Genomic DNA, 17756 nt, shown 5'->3' on the forward strand with positions numbered 1-17756 from the left:
TCCGCGCGCCCCGGCCGAGATGTGACCGGTCAGTAGCGATCGACAGCCGGCGGGGTGGTGAAGAACTTCCCGAACTCCCCGAAGTTGGCGTCGACGGCCTTCTTCCAGCTGCCGTCCTGGAACATCTTCTCCACCGCCGCGTTGACCTTCTCGCGGGTCTCCTTGTCCTCCAGCTTCAGGCCGATGCCGTACTTCTCCTCGGAGAAGGGCTGGCCGACGAGGCGGAACTTGCCGGGGGACTGGGCGGCGAAGCCGGCCAGGATCGTCGCGTCCGTGGAGATCGCGTCAACCTGCTTGTTCTCCAGCAGCGGCAGGCAGGCGCCGTAGCCCTGCTGCTCGGTGAGGAACTGGCTCTTCCACTCGTCGCCGAACTTCTCGACCAGGCGCGCGGGAGAGGACGAGCCCTGAGCGCCGCAGACCTTCTTGGTCTTGAGGTCCTCGACACTGCTGATCGTGGTGTCGTCCGCCCGGGTCAGGATGTCCTGGCCGGTGACCAGGTAAGGGCCGGCGAAGGAGACCTTCTTCTTGCGGTCGTCGGTGATCGAGTAGGTCGCGATCACCGCGTTGACCTGGCCCTGCTGGATGAAGGACTCACGGTTGGCCGAGATGGCCTCCTTGAACTCAATCTTGTCGTCGGCGTAGCCGAGCTCCTTGGCGACATATCTGGCCACATCGACGTCGAAACCCTTGAAGGAGCCGTCGGGCTGCTTCTGCCCGAGGCCGGGCTGGTCGACCTTGATACCCACGACGAACTTGTCGCTTCCGCTGCCGCCGTCACCGCACGCGGTCAGGCCGGCCATCGCCGCGGCGGCTGCGATCACCACGGCTCCAATACGACGTACACGCATTCTTGCTACCTCGTCTTTCCTCAGGGGTTGAACAGAGCCGTCAGTGAGTGAGGATCTTGGAAAGGAAGTCCTTGGCCCGGTCGGTACGGGCGTTGGTGAAGAACTCCTCGGGGGTGTTCTCCTCCACGATCTGGCCCTCGGCCATGAAGACCACGCGGTCGGCCGCGCGGCGGGCGAAGCCCATCTCGTGGGTGACGACCATCATCGTCATGCCCTCCTGGGCAAGGCTGATCATGACGTCGAGCACCTCCTGGACCATCTCGGGGTCCAGCGCAGAGGTCGGCTCGTCGAACAGGATCATCTTCGGGTCCATGGCCAGGGCGCGGGCGATGGCCACGCGCTGCTGCTGGCCTCCGGAGAGCTGCGCGGGATATTTCGACGCCTGCGCGCCGATGCCCACCCGCTCCAGCAGCTCCATGCCCCGCCGCTCGGCGTCGGCCCTGGCGATGCCGCGGACCTTGATCGGCCCGAGCGTGACGTTCTCCAGGATCGTCTTGTGGGCGAACAGGTTGAAGGACTGGAACACCATCCCGACCTCGGACCTGAGCTTGGCCAGCGCCTTGCCCTCGACGGCGAGCGGCTGCCCGTCGAAGGTGATCGTCCCTTGGTCGATCGCCTCCAGCCGGTTGATCGTCCGGCAGAGGGTCGACTTGCCGCCCCCTGAGGGGCCGATGACGACGAGGACCTCACCACGAGAGATCGTCAGGTTGATGTCCCGCAGGACGTGCAGGCTACCGAAGTGCTTGTTGACGCCTTCGAGCACCACCAAAGGAGTCTTGTCCCCGTTCTCCGTCATGGTGGATAACGTAATTCTGTAAAGGGCACCCCGTGCTAACCCTGCGGTACCGATCAGATCACGGCCTACTTACCTCCTGGTAATCGGCGGACGGTGACGTGCCCGTTACCCTGAGTCCGGCCGATGGCGGGCCGTACCCGAAGGTTCGGCTGAGCGCCTACCCTTGTCGTGAGATGACTGCCACCGTGGAGAGCGCCCGCACGTACGAGGTCCGTACCTATGGGTGCCAGATGAACGTGCACGACTCCGAGCGTCTGTCGGGTCTGCTGGAAGACGCCGGATACGTTCCGGCAGCCCAGGGGGAGACGGCCGACGTGGTCGTGTTCAACACCTGTGCCGTACGGGAGAACGCCGACAACAAGCTCTACGGCAACCTCGGGCACCTGCGCCCCTCGAAGCTCGGCAATCCCGGCATGCAGATCGCCGTGGGCGGCTGCCTGGCGCAGAAGGACCAGGGAGAGATCGTCCGCAGGGCGCCCTGGGTGGATGTGGTGTTCGGCACCCACAACATCGGCTCGCTGCCGGTGCTGCTCGAGCGCGCGCGCGTCCAGCAGGAGGCCCAGGTCGAGATCAAGGAATCCCTGGAGACCTTCCCGAGCACGTTGCCGACCAAGCGCGAGTCCGCCTACGCCGCCTGGGTGTCGGTCTCCGTGGGCTGCAACAACACCTGCACGTTCTGTATCGTGCCCGCCCTGCGCGGCAAGGAGAAGGACCGCCGCCCCGGCGACATCCTCAACGAGGTCCGCACCCTGGTCGACCAGGGCGTGCTGGAGATCACCCTCCTCGGCCAGAACGTCAACACCTACGGTGTGGAGTTCGGAGACAGGCTGGCCTTCGGCAAGCTGCTGCGGGCCTGCGGCGAGATCGAGGGGCTGGAGCGGGTCCGCTTCACCAGCCCGCACCCGGCGGCGTTCACCGACGACGTCATCGCGGCCATGGCCGAGACGCCTAATGTGATGCACCAGCTCCACATGCCGCTGCAGTCGGGCTCCGACCGGGTCCTCAAGGCGATGCGCCGCTCCTACCGGGCCGAGCGCTACCTCGGCATCATCGAGCGGGTCCGCGCCGCCATGCCCGACGCGGCCATCTCCACGGACATCATCGTGGGCTTCCCCGGCGAGACCGAGGAGGACTTCCAGGGCACCCTCGACGTGGTGCGCGAGTCGCGGTTCGCCAACGCCTTCACCTTCCAGTACTCCATCAGGCCGGGCACCCCTGCCGCCACCATGGACCACCAGATCCCCAAGGAGGTCGTGCAGGAGCGCTACGAGCGACTCGTCGCCCTGCAGACCGAGATCTCCTGGGCGGAGAACAAGAAGCAGGTCGGCCGGATCCTCGACGTGCTGGTGGCCGAGGGCGAGGGCCGCAAGGACGAGGCGACCAGGCGCATGTCGGGGCGGGCCCCCGACAACCGCCTGGTGCACTTCACCCCGGGGGCCGAGGTCCCGCGCCCCGGCGACGTGGTGAGCGCCGAGGTCACCTACGCGGCGCCGCACCACCTGGTGGCCGACGGCCCCGCCCTGAGGCTCCGCCGTACCCGCGCGGGCGATGCCTGGGAGGCCCGCCAGGGCGCCCCGGCGGGCTCCGGCTCCGGTGTCATGCTCGGCATGCCCTCGATCGGCCGCCCGGCTCCGCTCCCGGACATCTCGGGCTGCTCCGCCACCTGAGGTCCCGCACGAGGCTTCGGGTACGCCTCCGCTGAGATTTTTTTCCGGACGGATCTCCCCCGGGACGTCCCTTGCGGAGGTGGCCGTTCCGGGGGGCGTACGCTCATGATCGAATAGTTGGAATCCCCTGCGGGAGCGGGGATTCCGGCGCTGTCACCTTCCCTGCCAGGGCATACGCGCATGATGACATCATGAGTCCTCTAAGGGACGATATTTCGTGATTCATTTGTGATTGGTGTGTGAGCATTTCCCCACTGTGGTTACTGTGGTTCGGCACCCTTCGGAAACCGAGGAGGTTTCCCCCCGAGAACCGCAGGGAGTTTTCCCCATGCATGTCCCTCCATCTCCGGGCGGTCCCGGAGAAACAGAGATCCTTACCGGTCCCGCCGGTGAGCCCGGCAAGCCACGCAGGTCCCGCAAGTCCCGGCGGAGAAGCGGCCCGGCCATAGCCGTCTTCTCCGTCCTCGCCGCCGCCCTCCTGGGCGGGGGCGTCGTCTTCGCCGTCGTGAACGGCGGCCAGGACGGCCCTGGAGCGCCGCCGCCAAGGGCGCCGGAGAGCACCCAGGAGGCCGCTCAGAACCCCGAGCCTGACCAGAACGCGCCGCAGGAGGAGAAGCAGAAGCCGGAGAAGGAGTCGAACACCGCCTCCGGCGGCGATGACACCTCCACCGGAGGCGCGGGTACCGACACGGGCACGGGCACCGACCGGACGGGCCAGAGCGAGTCGGGAGCCGATTCGGCCGCGGGGAAACCCGCGGCGGACAAGCCGTCGCAGCAGCAGAGCAGTCCGCAGAAGCCACCGGAGGTTCCGGACGACCCCCGTGCCGACGGCGCCACCGGCTACGTGCACCCCCAGGGCCCGATCGGCGGCTGACGCGGGGCCGACAGCCGTGCCTCCTGCCTCTGCGCGGCTTTCGGTCATGAGCGGGACGCCGGGGCGCGCTGAGAGAATCACCGTGCCCCGGCGCTCTTTCCCGGGGAGGTTCCCCGGGAGGACTCGGTTAGTCTGGCCGGGTGCTTGTCGCCGCGGCTGTGTGCCCGCACCCCCCGCTGCTGCTCCCCGAACTGGCCGGAGCGGCGGCTGTGGAACTCGACGATCTCCGGGCGGCCTGCGCGGCCGCGCTCGGCGCGTTGCGTGATGCCGGAGCCGACACGATCGTGGTGGTCGGCGGCGCGGACCGGACCGTCACGTACGGCGCGGACGCCGCGGGAAGCCTCGCTCCCTGGGGCGTCGACGTGCGAAGCGGCGAGGGGGAGCCCGTCCTGCCACTGTCGCTGTCGGTCGGCCGCTGGCTCCTCGACAGGGAGCACCTGACCGCCTCGGCATTTCATGCGATCTCCTTCGACGCGCCCCCGGCGGAGTGCGCGGCCCTGGGCGAGCGGCTGGCGGCCACGGCCGGTCGCGTGGCGATGCTCGTCATGGCCGACGGTTCGGCCTGCCTCACCGAGAAGTCCCCCGGTTATTTGGACTCGCGTGCCGAGCCGTACAACAGGGCGATCGCCCTGGCGCTGGCCCGCGCCGAGATCCCGCCGCTCGACCCCGGGGAGGCCGCCGAGCTGTGGGTCGCCGGCCGTGCGGCCCTGCAGGTCCTGGGCGGCTGCGGCAGTGCCCTGCGCGGAGAGCTCCTCTATGACGACGCGCCCTACGGCGTCGGCTACTTCGCCGCCCGCTGGACGGAACGGACGGCCCCGCCGACGGACTGACGCGCGAGATGGCAACGAACAGGTAGGCCGCAGTGGTCACGGTGACGGATGGGCGCCGTGCCCGAGGTGATGGGGATGCGAGGTCGATGGTGGGAACCGTGGCGTTCGGGAGTGTCGCGACGCAGTTGGGGGACATGGTCGCCGCGGTGACCGAGGAGGGGGTGGTGAGCGTGGGCTGGGGTGACCCGGCGGCGTTCAGGACCCGCGCGCTTGAGCGGCTGAGGCTGGACGAGGTGGACGATCCAGGCAGGACCGCCGGGGTGCTCGCCGAGCTGGGCGACTATTACGCGGGCAGGCTGAAGGTCTTCGGCGTGCCGGTGGACTGGCGGCTGACCTCGCCGGTGCAGCGCAGGGTGCTCGGCACGCTGTACGAAACGGTGCCGTATGGCAAGGCGGTGACCTACGGGGAACTGGCGGCCCGGAGCGGGACGGGCGTTCCGGCGCGGGCCATCGGGTCGATCATGGGAGCCAACCCGATCCCCGTCATCGTGCCGTGCCACCGGGTGGTCGCCGGAAACGGCCTCGGCGGGTTCAGCGGGGGCGAAGGCGTGGAGTCGAAGCGGTGGCTGCTGACCCTGGAAGGCTATCTGCAGCCGACGCTCGACTGGGACTGACCGGGATCGGGATCCGCTCCATCGTGCGGCCGGCGCCTACGGGCCGTAGGGCGGAGGCGCGTCGGGCCGGCCGGTCTGACCGGGATCGGGCGCGGCGCCGCTCTGGCCGGTGCCGGGTGTCGTGCCCGGCTGATCGTCGATCTTGTCAGCCATCTCCCTTGCCTTCTGCGCGGCGGTGCTGATCTGCTGGTCGTGCTTCCCCCCGGTCTTCTCCCTGGCGATCTGCTCCGCCTTGTCGATGCCCTTCTTGACGAGTTCTTCGGTCTTGGCATCGCCGCCCAGCATGTTCTTGACCTTGTCGAAGATGGACATGATGTATCCCCCAATCCCGATGCACGGGATGCATCGCCTCTCCCCCATACCCAGCGAGTTGGCAGAATTACCCCGTGCCTCAGCTACCCGTCATAGCCGTCGTCGGCCCGACCGCCGCCGGAAAGTCCGATCTGGCCGTGGATCTCGCCCTCGAACTGGGGGGCGAGGTGATAAACACCGACTCGATGCAGCTTTACCAAGGTATGGACATCGGGACGGCGAAACTCTCCATGGGGGAGCGGCGGGGGGTTCCCCACCACCTGCTGGACATCTGGGACGTGACCAGAACCGCCAGCGTGGCCGAGTACCAGTCGCTGGTCCGGCCGCTGATCGACAACCTGCGGGCCAAGGAGGTGGTGCCGATCCTGGTGGGCGGGTCCGGGCTGTACGTGCGGGCCGCCCTGGACGACCTGGAGTTCCCCGGTACCGACCCGCGGGTCCGTGCCCTGCTGGAGGCCGAGCTCGACCTGCACGGCCCCGCCCCGCTGTACGAGCGGCTCCGCGAGCGCGACCCCAAGGCGGCCGAGACGATCCTGCCGAGCAACGGCCGCAGGATCGTCCGCGCACTGGAGGTCATCGAGATCTCCGGGCGGCCGTTCTCGGCCACGATGCCGTCGTACGACGCCGTCTACGACAGCGTTCAGCTGGGGGTGGAGGTGCCGAGGGCGGTGCTGGACGCCCGGGTCGAGGCGCGGGTCGAGCGCATGTGGCGGGCCGGGCTGGTGGACGAGGTCAGGGAGCTCGCCGCACATGGGCTCGCCGGAGGCCGCACGGCCAGTCGTGCCCTCGGGTACGCGCAGGTGCTGCGCTTCCTCGGCGGTGAGTGCACCGAGGAGGAGGCGAAGGAGGAGACGGTACGGGCGACGCGCAGGTTCGTCCGCCGTCAGGAGTCGTGGTTCCGTCGCGACCCCCGGGTGATCTGGCTCCCCCAGCAGGAACCCGACCTGCTGGGACGCGCGCTCGCCGCGATTCGCGGCTGACCGCGCTGACCTTCCCGGCGCCGGCCTTCCCGGCCGGGCGGGACCGGGAACCACGCCGAACCGGCCTGACCCGCTCTGACGCGCCGGCCGGCGATCCGGCGGTTCCCCGGCCGATGTGCCGGAGGATGGGCCGTTCACCGGGGCGACGGGGGGCGGACGCGGGCCTGGATAGAGTTGGGGCATGCGATTCGCGAAGGGGCACGGCACCGAGAACGACTTCGTCATCCTTCCCGACCCGGACGGTGGGCTGGAGCTGCCCGCGACACTCGTGGCGGCGCTGTGCGACCGGCGCGCCGGGATCGGCGCGGACGGCGTGCTACGGGTGACGCGGACGAAGCTCAGCCCGGAGGTGTCCGGCCAGGCCGGCGAGGCCGAGTGGTTCATGGACTATCGCAATGCCGACGGCGGCATCGCCGAGATGTGCGGCAACGGGGTGCGGGTCTTCGCCCGTTACCTGGTCGACGAGGGGCTCGCCGCGCCAGGGGAGTTCGGCGTCGCGACACGCACGGGGGTCAGGCGCGTACGGCTGGCGGAGACGGGGGACGTGACCGTCGACATGGGCCCGCCCCGGGTGCTGGGGTCGAGCCGCGCGATCGTCGCGGGCCACGAGTACGAAGGCATCCACGTCGACATGGGAAACCCCCACCTGGCCTGCGTCATCGGCGATCCGGTGGCCCAGCTCGACCTGAGCCACCAGCCCGCGTTCGATCCCGAGGTGTTCCCCTCCGGAGTCAACATCGAGCTGCTCAATCCGGTGGGTCCGCGCCGGGTCGTCATGCGGGTCTTCGAGCGCGGTTCCGGTGAGACGCGCTCCTGCGGCACCGGCGCGGTCGCCTCGGCCGTGGCCGCCGCGCGACTGGCCGGTGAGACCAGTGGCACCTGGGCGGTCGAGGTGCTCGGCGGCACCGTCACCGTCACCCTGGACGAGCGGACCAGCTATCTGGCGGGGCCCGCCGTCCTCGTCGCGTCCGGTGAGATCACGCTCTGACCCGCGCGGCACCGTCGCGGGCGCGTCGGGTCCGGTGAGGTCACGCTCCAAGCCGTGCAGGCAGAAGCCGTAACGCCGCCCCTCTGGACCGTGCGGGATCGCCAAGTCGTTTGGGGCATGCTTCCCGACCTGGCAGACTGACGTCTCATGGACGTGGACATCTGGGCCTGGGTGGGCGACACCCAGCGGCAACTGCATGAAGCAGGTAACACCGGTCTGGCTATGGCGATCGGAGATGTGCCCGCGCAGGCGCTGGAAGGCCGATACGCGCAGCTCGACGTGCTCGCGCCCGCGATCGCGCAGCAGGCGGAGAACCTGCAGATGCCCTGGCTGGAGTTCTACGCCCGCTACTGGCATCTGATCGGCCGTATCGGCGACCGCGCGCAGGGGGCGGTCGCGATCTCCGACGCCGAGGCACTGGTCGAGTTCACCAGGCGCGAGGACGTCCGCGAATGCCCGGCCGCGCCCGGTGCCGTCGTGGCGCTGGCCCTCGCCCAGGCGAACGCCGACGGCCCCGGTTACGCCGCCGAGCGGCTGGCCGCGCTCTCGGCACTGGAGGTCGAGCCCGGCTCGCTGGCCTTCGCCTCCGTCGCCGAGCACTATGTCGCGGCGCTCCTCGACGCGGGGCGCGTCGAGGAGGCCGTCTCCCACGCCGAGACCGCCGTGGCGGCGCTGGGCGGCGCGGGCCGCGAGGCGAGCTGGGAGCTGGGGGCCGCCTCGGCCCGCGCGTTGCTCGCCGCGGGCCGCGCCGAGGACGCGCTCACCGCGCTCGACGCCGCGGCCGGTTTCAAGCCGGACGACCCGGTGGCCAAGGGGTATCGCGAGGGAGTGCTCCGTGCGCTCGTGCTCGTGACCCTCGATCGCGTGCAGGAGTCCGTCGACGCCCTGCCCGATCTCGACGTGGTCGGCGAGCACCCCCGCGCCTGGGTCGAGTGGTCGTACGCCATCCGTGCGCTCGCCGGGTCGGCGCAGATCACCAACACCTGGCAGCTGGGCCGGGTGCTCAAGCAGTGGATCGACTACTTCGCGATGATGGGCGGCTACCGCGCCCGGGTCGAGCTGGCGCTCGTCGCCGGGCAACTGGCGGTCGCCCGCCAGGGAATCTGGCAGGTCCGTCTCCTGGCCGACCTGGCGGAGTCGGCGGCGGGAGAGCTCAGGAACTCCGGTGACGTCGCCGAGCGGATCGCCGCGCTGCGCGCCGCCGCCGACGAGGCCACCGCGCTTCCTGCCCCGGTCTCCGAGGACGAGCTGGTCGGCTCCTTCGACGCCGCCGACGGCTTCAACGCCGACCCGGAGCGCTGGGTGGGCTGGCTGGCCCCGCTGTCCGGCCGCGACGTGGAGGGCACCCGGCGCCACACCACCACGCTGGGCTTTCTCGGCTACCCGGCGAGGGGTGCCGACATCTACTGGACCATGCTGGTCGAGTCCGGCGACATCGAGAACGCCGACCCGCAGGACTCCGCGTACCTCAGCAGCCTGCTGATCGAGGCCCGTCAGGACGAGCGCCTGGAGCAGATGGCCGAGCGGCTGCCCGCCGTGCAGCGCCACATGGCCCTGGGGCGCCTGCACACCGCACGGGAGCGCTGGGAGCAGGCGGCGGCCGAGGGAGAGGCGGCGGTCGCCGCCGGCGGCGGTATCGACGCGGCCAGGCTGTGGTCGGCCGCGGCGCAGCAGCTCGGCGACAACGCCAAGGGCGCGGGCATCCTGCGCGATCTCCTCGACTCCGAGGAGATCGAGCAGCAGGATCTGTGGAGGATGGTCGTCATGGCGACGGCCGCCGAAGACTGGGAGACCGTCCGCCTGGGCGCCGCCAGGATCGGGATTCCGCTGCAGTCGAGCGAGGGACCGATCGAGGAGGAGATGGGCCTGGTGCGCATCATCCTCCCCGCCCCCGACGGCAGCCAGCGTCAGGTCCTGAGCGTGCGCACGGGCCCCGCGACGGCGCGCCTGGCCATTCCCCAGCCTCCCGGCATGGAGTACAACGCCGGTGACCTGGTCGTCTTCGAGCCGCAGTTGCTGGAGCCGATTCCGGAGAGCGCCGAGGAGCAGGAGAAGTTCGTCCCGCCTTTCGCCGCGGTGAGCATGCTCCGCCCCGGTGGTTACACCAGCTGGTTCTTCGACGGTGCCGCGCCCAGCCAGGCCGACTGGACGGAGTTCAACGAGGTCATGGCCGAGCGTGGCTGGCCGATGTGGGTCTACAGCGACGACAACTACACCGTGACCCACCCGACCACGGGCGAGCCGCTGCCCGGCGTGTTCGGCTGGATCGCGGTCCCGCCGGACATCAGCCCGGTCGAGCTCGACGCGCTCCTGGACGACGCCACCGAGCGCTGGGTGCACCCGCTGGCCTGGCTCGATCTGGCCAAGGCCGTCGATGTCGAGGTGGAGCGGCACGAGCGGATCACCAAGGAGTACGGCCTGTAGGACGGATCGCCGCGGGCCGTTCCCGAAGCCCGCGGCGCCGTTCGGAGCCTTGAGCCCGGAAAAGCGCACCGCCCGTGAGGAGGCCCCTCACGGGCGGTTCTTTTCTTGGTCATTAGAATCTTGTTCGGCATGTGGGGCGGACTGGGGAGGATTAAATGCTGGACCGATTCCGGTTGGACGGCAAGGTCGCGATCGTCACCGGCGCGTCCTCGGGGCTCGGTGTCGCGTTCGCCAGGGGCCTGGCCGAGGCGGGTGCGGACATCGTGATCGGCGCTCGCAGGAAGGACCGTCTTGAGGAGACCCGCGCCCTGGTCGAGGAGACCGGCAGGCGCTGCGTGGCCCTCGTCACCGACGTGGTCAAGCCCGAGGACTGTCAGGCCCTGGCCGAAGCCGCGGTCGCCGAACTGGGTGCGGTGGACATCCTGATCAACAACGCGGGTGTGGGCACCGCGGTCCCGGCGCTGAGGGAGACGCCCGAGCAGTTCCGGCAGGTGGTGGAGATCAACCTGCACGGCACCTACTGGATGGCGCAGGCTTGCGCCAGGGTCATGAAGCCCGGCTCCTCGATCGTCAACGTCGGCAGCATCCTGGGCGAGACGACCGCCGGGCTGCCGCAGGCCGCCTACAGCGCGTCCAAGGCGGGGGTCGTCGGCCTCACCCGTGACCTCGCCCAGCAGTGGACGGGACGTCGCGGGATCCGGGTCAACTGCGTCGAGCCGGGTTTCTTCGCCTCGGAGATGACCGACCAGTACGCGGAGGGCTACCTGGCCTGGCAGCTTGAGCACCGGGTGCTGATGAAGCGCCCCGGAGATCCGGCCGAACTCGTCGCGGTGGCGATCTTTCTCGCCTCGGACGCCGCCTCGTATGTCACCGGTGCGGTGATCCCGGTCGACGGCGGGATCTTGATCACCTGACCTGGGCGGTCGCGGAGACCTTCTCCCCGAGGCCCGGACGGGCGGGCGCGCGGGGAGAAGAAAGGGGGGCGGGGTCAGTAGCGCCAGTCGACGGCGTCGACGCTGTCGTTGGTCTCGGGGGGCTCCTCGAAGGAGTTGCCGGGATACAGCGTGCGCTCCTCGCCCTCGTAGTCGATCAGCAGGACGTAGTAGCCGGTGTTGTTGATCCATGACGAGACGTTGTTCGCGGCGGTGGAGGAGCCACCCACCCCGCCCGGCATCGGCACGTTGTTCAGATCGGTCGGGTAGCCCGCGGGGATGCTGTATCCCGGTCCGTTGAAGCCGTAGTCGCGGTAGAGACAGAGGCTGTTGAAGGGGCAGCTCGCGTTCTCCGCGAGCTGGACCACTCTCGGCGGCAGGCTGGAGGCCTGCTGAGCGGCCGCCGCGGTGGAGCCGGTGGAGGCCAGGAGCAGGGCGGCCGCGGTGGTGAACAGTCCTGTCGCGGTCCGTGCGAGGTGGGGATGACGCGATGAGATCTTGCCCATGCGAATCCTCTTCGTAGTTGTTTGCTCACTCATCGTGAGCACTCTTGGCCATTAGAGCATCGTTACTTTACGTAGTCGATAGTCGCGTTGAGTAAAAATTCCGAGGCGTGCTTCCGGCGGGGTGGTGCTCGCAATGCATTTGTGCAGGTCAGATGTGAGACGTGTTTAAGGTGCGGATTGACGCGCCGAAAAGCCTCCCGGTCTCCCACAGACTGCTTGAGGCTTTTAGGATTGAAGGAGGTATCTGGAATAATTTGCCGCTTCAGAGGTAGCGAACGCGCGGGAGAGGTGGCATAGTGCGGGCTGCGCTGGCACGAGGGATGGTCATCGCGACGATCGCGTTCACGGTGGTGGGCTGCGGTCCGATTCCGGGCGGTCCGGACGAGGGTACGAAGTCCTCCGGCGGCGGGCAGTCCGCGTCCGAGGCGCTCCAGGATCTGAAGAAGCTTGAGGTCAAGGGCCGCGCCCCGATGACCGGTTTCGACCGTGGCGAGTTCGGGCCCGCGTGGTCGGACGTCGACAAGAACGGCTGCGACACCCGCAACGACATTCTCATCCGCGACCTGAAGGATGAGACTTTCAAGGAGGGCGGCAAGGACTGCATCGTGCAGTCCGGCATTCTCGACGACCCCTACAGCGGTAAGACCATCAAGTTCGAGCGTGGGACACGGACCAGTTCGGCGGTGCAGATCGACCACGTGGTCGCGCTCGCCGATGCCTGGCAGAAGGGTGCCCAGGAGTGGACCAAGACCAAGCGCAAGGAACTGGCCAACGACCCGCTGAACCTGCTGGCCGTCGACGGGCCGCTGAACAGCCAGAAGGGCGCCGGTGACGCGGCGACCTGGCTCCCGCCGCGCCACGCCTACCGGTGCCCCTACGTCGAGCGCCAGATCAAGGTGAAGGTCAAGTACGGCCTGTGGGTGACGCCCGCGGAGAAGGACGCCATGCAGGCCGTACTCGAGGCCTGCTGATCAGTCGTCGTACTCGCGCTTCAACTTGATGATCTTCCCTGTCCGCGCCGACACGTAGACGTCGTACTCCCAGGCGCCCTTGCGCAGCTCGATCTTCCAGGCGCGCTGGCCGTGCTCCCACTCGCGCTCGACCTTGGTCACCCGCGCGCCGGGGACGCGCTTCTTGGCGATCTGTACGGCCTTGCGGGAGGAGATGTCCGCCGCGGTCGTGCCGGCGGCGGCGATGGTGGTGGTGGAGGTGATCGCCGTGCTGTCCGTCTGGTGCGCGGCGAGGGCGACACCGCCCCCAGCGGTCAGCAGGGCGGCGGTTGCGAGGGTTCCGACGGTGATTCTGGTGATTCGCTTCATGGGTCAAGATTTGCGGAGATTTTGATAGGGGCACGCTAAGAGATCGTTAAGCAAGGGAATCCGGTTTCGGATCTCCCCCCTGGGCGGGCCGGATCGGGCTTCCCGGCTGTCAGGGCAGTGCCACCCGAACGCGGCCCGTCATCCGGCCGGACGCCCGTAGGGCCCGGTGCTCGTTCACGACGAGCACCGGTGCGAAAGGGGGAACGCCGCCGCGGCAACCCGCTGAGCCGCTCAGCCGGAGGCCGAGGATCGGCGAACGGCCGCCGATCCTCAGGACGTGGCGGCGGGCAGGAACAGGATCACGCCCGCCCCGCCCGCGGCAGAGGTCCGCAGGGACAGCGAGCCGCCCGCCGACTCGGCGGTGCGGCGGGCGATGTCGAGGCCGAGGCCGGTCGACCCGGCCCCGCTCTCACCGCGCTGCAGCGGGTCGGAGGTGGCGAAGCCGGGACCGGCGTCGGCGACGGTCAGCAGCGCGCCGCCCTCGGCCGGCTCCAACCGTACGGAGAACGAGACCCCCTCGGGCGTGTGCGCGAACACGTTGCCGAGCAGCGCGTCCACGCAGGCGGCCAGCTCGTCCGCGGGGACGGCGACCGGCAACGGGCCGGGAGCCAGGTCGAGGGTGAAGTGCCGCGCCTGATCCTCGGCGAGCACCGACCAGAACGCGACCCGGGCCGCGGTCACCGCCGCCGCGTCGCACTCGGCCCGGTCCCGCACCCGCCGCCTGGCCTCGTTGATCACCGAGGTGACGGCGCGTTCCAGGGCGTCCACCCGGGCCTCGATCCTGGCCGACTCCTCCGGGTCGGTCAGGGACTCGGCCTCCAGCCTCAGCCCGGTCAGCGGGGTGCGCAGCCGGTGTGACAGGTCGGCGGCGCTCTCCCGCTCCTCCGCCAGCAGGCCGGTGATGCGTTCGGCCAGGTGGTTGAGGGCGAGACCGACCGCGTGCACCTCGACGGGGCCGTCGGGCACGGTTCTGGCGGACAGGTCGCCCGCGGCGAGCCGGTGCGAGACCCCCGCCAGCGCGGTGATCGGCCTGATCACCGCGCGGGCCAGCCGGTCGCCGACCAGCACGCCCAGCCCGACCAGGGCCAGGCCGAGCGCCGCCAGCCCGGCCCAGACCTGGGGCACCCCCCTGGTCAGCCGGTCGTCGTCCAGGAACACCCGGACCACCGCGGTGCCCCCGGGCGCCCCCTGGACCGAGACCAGGATCTCCCTCCCGCCGGGGGCGGCGGCGGTGACGCTGCGACCGAGGAAGGCCAGTTCCACGGCGGTGGAGCGTGGGGCCGGGGCACCGATCACCTGGCCGTCGGGGAGGAAGACGGTGACCGGGTGCGAGGTCTGTTCCGTGGTGAGCCGCAGGGTCTCGGCGTCCACGGCGCCGACCGCGACGGCCACCGACTCGGCCTCGCTCTCGGCCTCGCTGACCGCCCCGCTCACCGCCACCGTGCGGACCAGGAGCGCCAGCGGGACCATCAGCGCGATCAGTACCAGGGAGGTGGTCGCCGCGACCAGCAGGGTCAGCCAGCGCCTCATGCCGGGGCGGCCAGTCGCACGCCGACACCCCGGACGGTCTGCAGGTAGCGGGGCTCCTGCGAGGTCTCGCCCAGCTTGCGGCGGAGCCATGACAGGTGGACGTCCACGGTCTTGTCGGCTCCGCCGTAGGGGATCTGCCAGACGTGGGTGAGCAGCTCCCGCTTGGTGACCACCTCGCCGGGGCGGGCGGCCAGGTAGTGGAGCAGGTCGAACTCCCGTGGGCTCAGATCCAGCGGCGTCCCGTCCAGGGTCGCCTCCCGGGTACGCGGGTCGATCCGCAGGCCCCCGACGGTGACCGAGCTGTCGGCGCGGTTCTCGCCGGCCACCCGCCGGAGCACCGCCCGGATCCGGGCGTCGAGCTGGGTCGCGCTGAACGGCTTGACCACGTAGTCGTCGGCGCCCGCGTCCAGCAACCTGACCATCTCCGCGTCCCCGTCCCGCGCGGTCGCCACGATCACCGGGACCCGGCTCACCGCCCGGAGCATCCGAAGGAGGTCCAGCCCATCCATGTCGGGCAGGCCGAGATCGAGTACCACCAGGTCGGGGCGTTCCTCAACGGCCAGCCGGAGGCCGTCGAGAGCGGTGGGAGCGGACGACACGGCGTGACCGCGGTCGCGCAGGCCCCGGGTGAGGGAGGTGCGGATCGCGGCGTCGTCCTCGATGAGCAGTACGTTCGACATTTGCCGCCACGTTAGCCTCCTTCCACACCACGTCAAAAGCGGGTTATCGGCCCCTTAACCTTGTCTTATCGTTTCAGATGGCACAGTGAACGCATGCGCAAGCGTCTTCCCCTGGCCGTGGCCGGATGGCTGGTCACCGGACTCCTCGCGATCGGAGTGGGTGTGGCGGTGATCGACCGTCTCAGCGAGCCGCTGACGGACACCGGGCTCCAGCCGCTCTCCGCCGCCGAGGTCGACGAGGCGCTCGCCCTGGCCTCGTCCCTTCCCGGCGGTCTTCCCACCGCCGTTCCCACGTCCGCTCCCACGTCCGCTCCCACGGCCGTCCCCACGCCCGGGGTCACCTCGGATCCCGCCGAGTCCGCTCCCCAGCCGACCGTTACCGTCACCACCACCGCCGCGCCCGTCGTGGAGCCCGGCGAGAGCCGGGTGATCACCACGGCGGGCGGCAGGGTCATCGCCCGGTGTAAGGACGGCCTGGTCACCCTCCGGTCGTGGAGCCCGGCCCAGGGATTCCAGACCGACGACGTCGAGCGTGGACCCGCCGACCGGGCCCGCGTCGAGTTCGAGTCCGAGGAGACCGAGGTCAAGGTCGAGGTCAACTGCGCGGCCGACGGATCACCCGTCCACCGCGTCCACAGCTGATCGGCCGTGGCCGGGGCTCCCCGTCCGCGAAGTCGGGTCCACGGCGCCGCGGCGGGCGGGGGTCAGGCGGAAGCGGCTGTCAGCCGCAGCGGTCCGCGTCCCCGACCTCCACCTCGGGAGCCTCGTCGGCCACCGTGACCGAGAGCTGGGCGGTCGAGGCGACCAGGCTGCCCCTGGGGGACTTGGCGGCCTTCTCGTCGACCACGATCCCGCGCTCGCCGAGCAGATCGTACGTCTTCGCGTCGAAGATCAGATCCTGCCTGACGCCGTCGAGGCCGACCCTGCCGACGCCGATCCCCTCGCGTCCCGCCGCGTCCTCGGCCCGCTCGGTGACGTCGACCCCGGGGATGGTGCCCACCGCCTTGAACAGCGCCGCCCGCTGCGCCGGGGGCATGTAGGTCTCCCTGAGCATGTCGCCCGCCGCGGTGAAGGCCGCCTCGTCCTTGGAGTTGCCGCCCCGGTCGCCGGTGTAGAGGTGGGCGCGCATCCCGTCGGCGTCCGTGGGGAGCCTCCTGAGCGCCGCGTGGTCGGTACGCATGTATTCGGGGGTCTTCCCGCAGTTCACCAGCGGCATCGTCTCGACTCCGGGCTCCTTGTACGCCGTCTCGGGGATCGGCCAGCCCGGGTAGGCCCTGGGCTCCAGGTGTTCGATCCGCAGCACGCCGTTCCTCGTCCCGTCGGCGGACAGCCAGATGGCCCGCCTGGTCCGGTAGAGGTAGCGGGTCTCCTCATCTGGCTCGCCCGTCTCCGGGTTCATCGCCTCGAAGCCGAAGGAGCCGTACATCGTCTCCGACTCGACCTTGACGAACTGGTCGTCACGTGGGGCGAGGTCCTTCTTCACGGCCGCTCGCGCCGCCCTGTCCAGTACCTCGCTCGCCGAGACGGCGACGATCTTGGGCATCGTCACCACGACCTCCTCGACGTCTCCGGAGGGGCCGCCGCCCGGAGCCCGCGCCAGGGTGATCGCGGTCGCCCCCACCGCCACCGCGAGCGCCCCGGCCAGCGCCATCGCGTACGGCCCGCGCCACCGCGGCCCGTTCCGCAGCGGGTTCCGTCCCCGTGCCCGCGGCGCGGCGGCCGCGGCCAGCCCCCGCCTGGCCGCCTGCCTAGCCTCGTCGGCGTACGGGGGAGCCTCAGGCCGGATGGCGGCCACCAGCTCGATCTCGTCCTTGTTCATCTGTGTGACTCCAGGGAGCGGCGGATCTTGGTCCGGGTGCGGGAGAGGCGGGACCTGACGGTCCCGATCGGGATGCCGAGCGCCTGCGCGGCCTCCTCGTAGGTCAGGTCGGCCCAGGCCACCAGCAGGAGCAGGTCCCGCTCCGCGGAGCCGAGCCCGGCCAGCGCGGCGGCGAGGGCGGGTCTGAGCCGGTCGGCGCTGACGCGCTCGGCGCTGCGGTCCTCGAATTCGGCCGCGGGCTCGGGAACCTGCCGGGCGAGCGTCTTCAACCTGCGGGTCTCCGACCTGCGGTGGCCGGAGATCAGGTTGGAGGCGATCCCGTACAGCCAGGGTCTGGCGTCGGCGCGGCCGAGGTCGTACCGGGCCCGCTTGCGGAAGGCTACGAGGAACGTCTCGGCCGTCATGTCGTCGGCCGTGGTCACGTCGTCCAGCCGCCGCGCCACGTACCGGTGGATCTCGTCGGCGTGCCGGTCGAAGAGCCCGGCGAACCTGTCGGGGTCCGTCAGGGACTCCCCGATCAGCGTCGCGTCGGTCGCGTCGTCGGCGGGCGGGGACAGCGGGAACACCCCGGTCCGTTGGGGGAGATCCAGTGTCACCACCTGTTTCGTCCAGTCGTCATCAAGAGGGAATCCTTCCG

At 70.2% G+C, this 17756-nt stretch carries 19 protein-coding genes; 10 read left to right on the forward strand and 9 right to left on the reverse strand.

Annotated features, from left to right (window positions below; translation table 11 throughout):
• Positions 1–29: 29 nt before the first annotated feature.
• Both ABZU75_RS03440 and ABZU75_RS03445 read right to left on the reverse strand, forming a co-directional pair.
• Positions 30–824 (reverse strand): glutamate ABC transporter substrate-binding protein, encoded by a 795-nt coding sequence (locus tag ABZU75_RS03440; RefSeq protein ID WP_355549051.1) that lies wholly within the window; start codon positions 822–824, stop codon positions 30–32.
• Positions 825–888: 64 nt separating this feature from the next.
• Entirely contained in the window at positions 889–1644 is a 756-nt protein-coding gene (locus ABZU75_RS03445) for an amino acid ABC transporter ATP-binding protein (protein WP_326637213.1), read from the reverse strand.
• Between the two features lie 173 nt (positions 1645–1817).
• On the opposite strand from ABZU75_RS03445, the gene miaB reads away from it, so the two are divergent.
• From miaB to ABZU75_RS03465, 4 genes are all read left to right on the forward strand, one after another.
• The gene (gene miaB, locus ABZU75_RS03450; protein WP_355549054.1) at positions 1818–3311 is read left to right on the forward strand and encodes a tRNA (N6-isopentenyl adenosine(37)-C2)-methylthiotransferase MiaB; all 1494 of its coding nucleotides are present in this window, start codon (positions 1818–1820) and stop codon (positions 3309–3311) included.
• A gap of 328 nt (positions 3312–3639) precedes the next feature.
• Positions 3640–4185 carry a hypothetical protein gene (locus tag ABZU75_RS03455; RefSeq protein WP_355549056.1) on the forward strand — a complete coding sequence of 182 codons (546 nt, stop codon included), beginning with the start codon at positions 3640–3642 and terminating at the stop codon, positions 4183–4185.
• A gap of 140 nt (positions 4186–4325) precedes the next feature.
• Positions 4326–5015, forward strand: coding sequence for a hypothetical protein (locus ABZU75_RS03460; protein WP_350955596.1), 690 nt, complete (start codon positions 4326–4328; stop codon positions 5013–5015).
• A 98-nt stretch (positions 5016–5113) separates the two neighbouring features.
• Positions 5114–5629 carry a methylated-DNA--[protein]-cysteine S-methyltransferase gene (locus ABZU75_RS03465; protein ID WP_355549058.1) on the forward strand — a complete coding sequence of 172 codons (516 nt, stop codon included), beginning with the start codon at positions 5114–5116 and terminating at the stop codon, positions 5627–5629.
• A 36-nt stretch (positions 5630–5665) separates the two neighbouring features.
• Here ABZU75_RS03465 and ABZU75_RS03470 read toward each other — a convergent pair whose 3' ends face one another.
• Positions 5666–5941 carry an Rv0909 family putative TA system antitoxin gene (locus tag ABZU75_RS03470; protein WP_355549060.1) on the reverse strand — a complete coding sequence of 92 codons (276 nt, stop codon included), beginning with the start codon at positions 5939–5941 and terminating at the stop codon, positions 5666–5668.
• 74 nt (positions 5942–6015) lie between these two features.
• Between ABZU75_RS03470 and miaA the strand changes: the two genes are divergently transcribed.
• The 4 genes from miaA (at position 6016) to ABZU75_RS03490 (ending at position 11247) form a co-directional block, all read left to right on the forward strand.
• Positions 6016–6921 (forward strand): tRNA (adenosine(37)-N6)-dimethylallyltransferase MiaA, encoded by a 906-nt coding sequence (miaA, locus tag ABZU75_RS03475; protein ID WP_355549062.1) that lies wholly within the window; start codon positions 6016–6018, stop codon positions 6919–6921.
• A gap of 181 nt (positions 6922–7102) precedes the next feature.
• The gene (gene dapF / locus ABZU75_RS03480) at positions 7103–7909 is read left to right on the forward strand and encodes a diaminopimelate epimerase (RefSeq protein ID WP_355549064.1); all 807 of its coding nucleotides are present in this window, start codon (positions 7103–7105) and stop codon (positions 7907–7909) included.
• A gap of 147 nt (positions 7910–8056) precedes the next feature.
• Positions 8057–10333, forward strand: coding sequence for a tetratricopeptide repeat protein (locus ABZU75_RS03485; RefSeq protein WP_355549066.1), 2277 nt, complete (start codon positions 8057–8059; stop codon positions 10331–10333).
• A 155-nt stretch (positions 10334–10488) separates the two neighbouring features.
• Positions 10489–11247 carry an SDR family oxidoreductase gene (locus ABZU75_RS03490; protein ID WP_355549068.1) on the forward strand — a complete coding sequence of 253 codons (759 nt, stop codon included), beginning with the start codon at positions 10489–10491 and terminating at the stop codon, positions 11245–11247.
• 74 nt (positions 11248–11321) lie between these two features.
• Here the strand turns inward: ABZU75_RS03490 and ABZU75_RS03495 are convergent, their stop codons facing one another.
• Positions 11322–11771: a peptidase inhibitor family I36 protein gene (locus ABZU75_RS03495; RefSeq protein WP_355549070.1), complete on the reverse strand. Its 450-nt coding sequence runs from the start codon at positions 11769–11771 to the stop codon at positions 11322–11324.
• Between the two features lie 296 nt (positions 11772–12067).
• Here ABZU75_RS03495 and ABZU75_RS03500 point away from each other — a divergent pair, with 296 nt between their 5' ends.
• Positions 12068–12742 (forward strand): HNH endonuclease family protein, encoded by a 675-nt coding sequence (locus ABZU75_RS03500; RefSeq protein WP_355549072.1) that lies wholly within the window; start codon positions 12068–12070, stop codon positions 12740–12742.
• Here ABZU75_RS03500 and ABZU75_RS03505 read toward each other — a convergent pair whose 3' ends face one another.
• The 3 genes from ABZU75_RS03505 to ABZU75_RS03515 all read right to left on the reverse strand — a co-directional run bounded on the left by ABZU75_RS03505 (position 12743) and on the right by ABZU75_RS03515 (position 15300).
• Entirely contained in the window at positions 12743–13090 is a 348-nt protein-coding gene (locus tag ABZU75_RS03505) for a PepSY domain-containing protein (RefSeq protein WP_350913179.1), read from the reverse strand. It abuts the gene before it with no gap.
• 270 nt (positions 13091–13360) lie between these two features.
• The gene (locus ABZU75_RS03510; protein WP_355549075.1) at positions 13361–14620 is read right to left on the reverse strand and encodes a HAMP domain-containing sensor histidine kinase; all 1260 of its coding nucleotides are present in this window, start codon (positions 14618–14620) and stop codon (positions 13361–13363) included.
• Positions 14617–15300: a response regulator transcription factor gene (locus ABZU75_RS03515; RefSeq protein ID WP_030904055.1), complete on the reverse strand. Its 684-nt coding sequence runs from the start codon at positions 15298–15300 to the stop codon at positions 14617–14619. The genes ABZU75_RS03510 and ABZU75_RS03515 overlap by 4 nt, the downstream gene beginning before the upstream one ends.
• Positions 15301–15393: 93 nt before the next feature.
• On the opposite strand from ABZU75_RS03515, the gene ABZU75_RS03520 reads away from it, so the two are divergent.
• A complete protein-coding gene (locus ABZU75_RS03520; protein WP_355549077.1) occupies positions 15394–15942 on the forward strand; it encodes a hypothetical protein in 549 nt (182 codons plus the stop codon).
• Positions 15943–16021: 79 nt separating this feature from the next.
• Here ABZU75_RS03520 and ABZU75_RS03525 read toward each other — a convergent pair whose 3' ends face one another.
• Both ABZU75_RS03525 and ABZU75_RS03530 read right to left on the reverse strand, forming a co-directional pair.
• On the reverse strand, positions 16022–17119 hold the full coding sequence (locus tag ABZU75_RS03525) for a CU044_5270 family protein (RefSeq protein WP_355549079.1): 1098 nt from the start codon (positions 17117–17119) through the stop codon (positions 16022–16024).
• On the reverse strand, positions 17116–17715 hold the full coding sequence (locus ABZU75_RS03530; protein WP_355549081.1) for an RNA polymerase sigma factor: 600 nt from the start codon (positions 17713–17715) through the stop codon (positions 17116–17118). The genes ABZU75_RS03525 and ABZU75_RS03530 overlap by 4 nt, the downstream gene beginning before the upstream one ends.
• Positions 17716–17756 lie beyond the last annotated feature (41 nt).

It is taken from the genome of Streptosporangium sp. NPDC005286 (assembly GCF_040607515.1).
Classification (GTDB): Bacteria; Actinomycetota; Actinomycetes; order Streptosporangiales; family Streptosporangiaceae; genus Streptosporangium.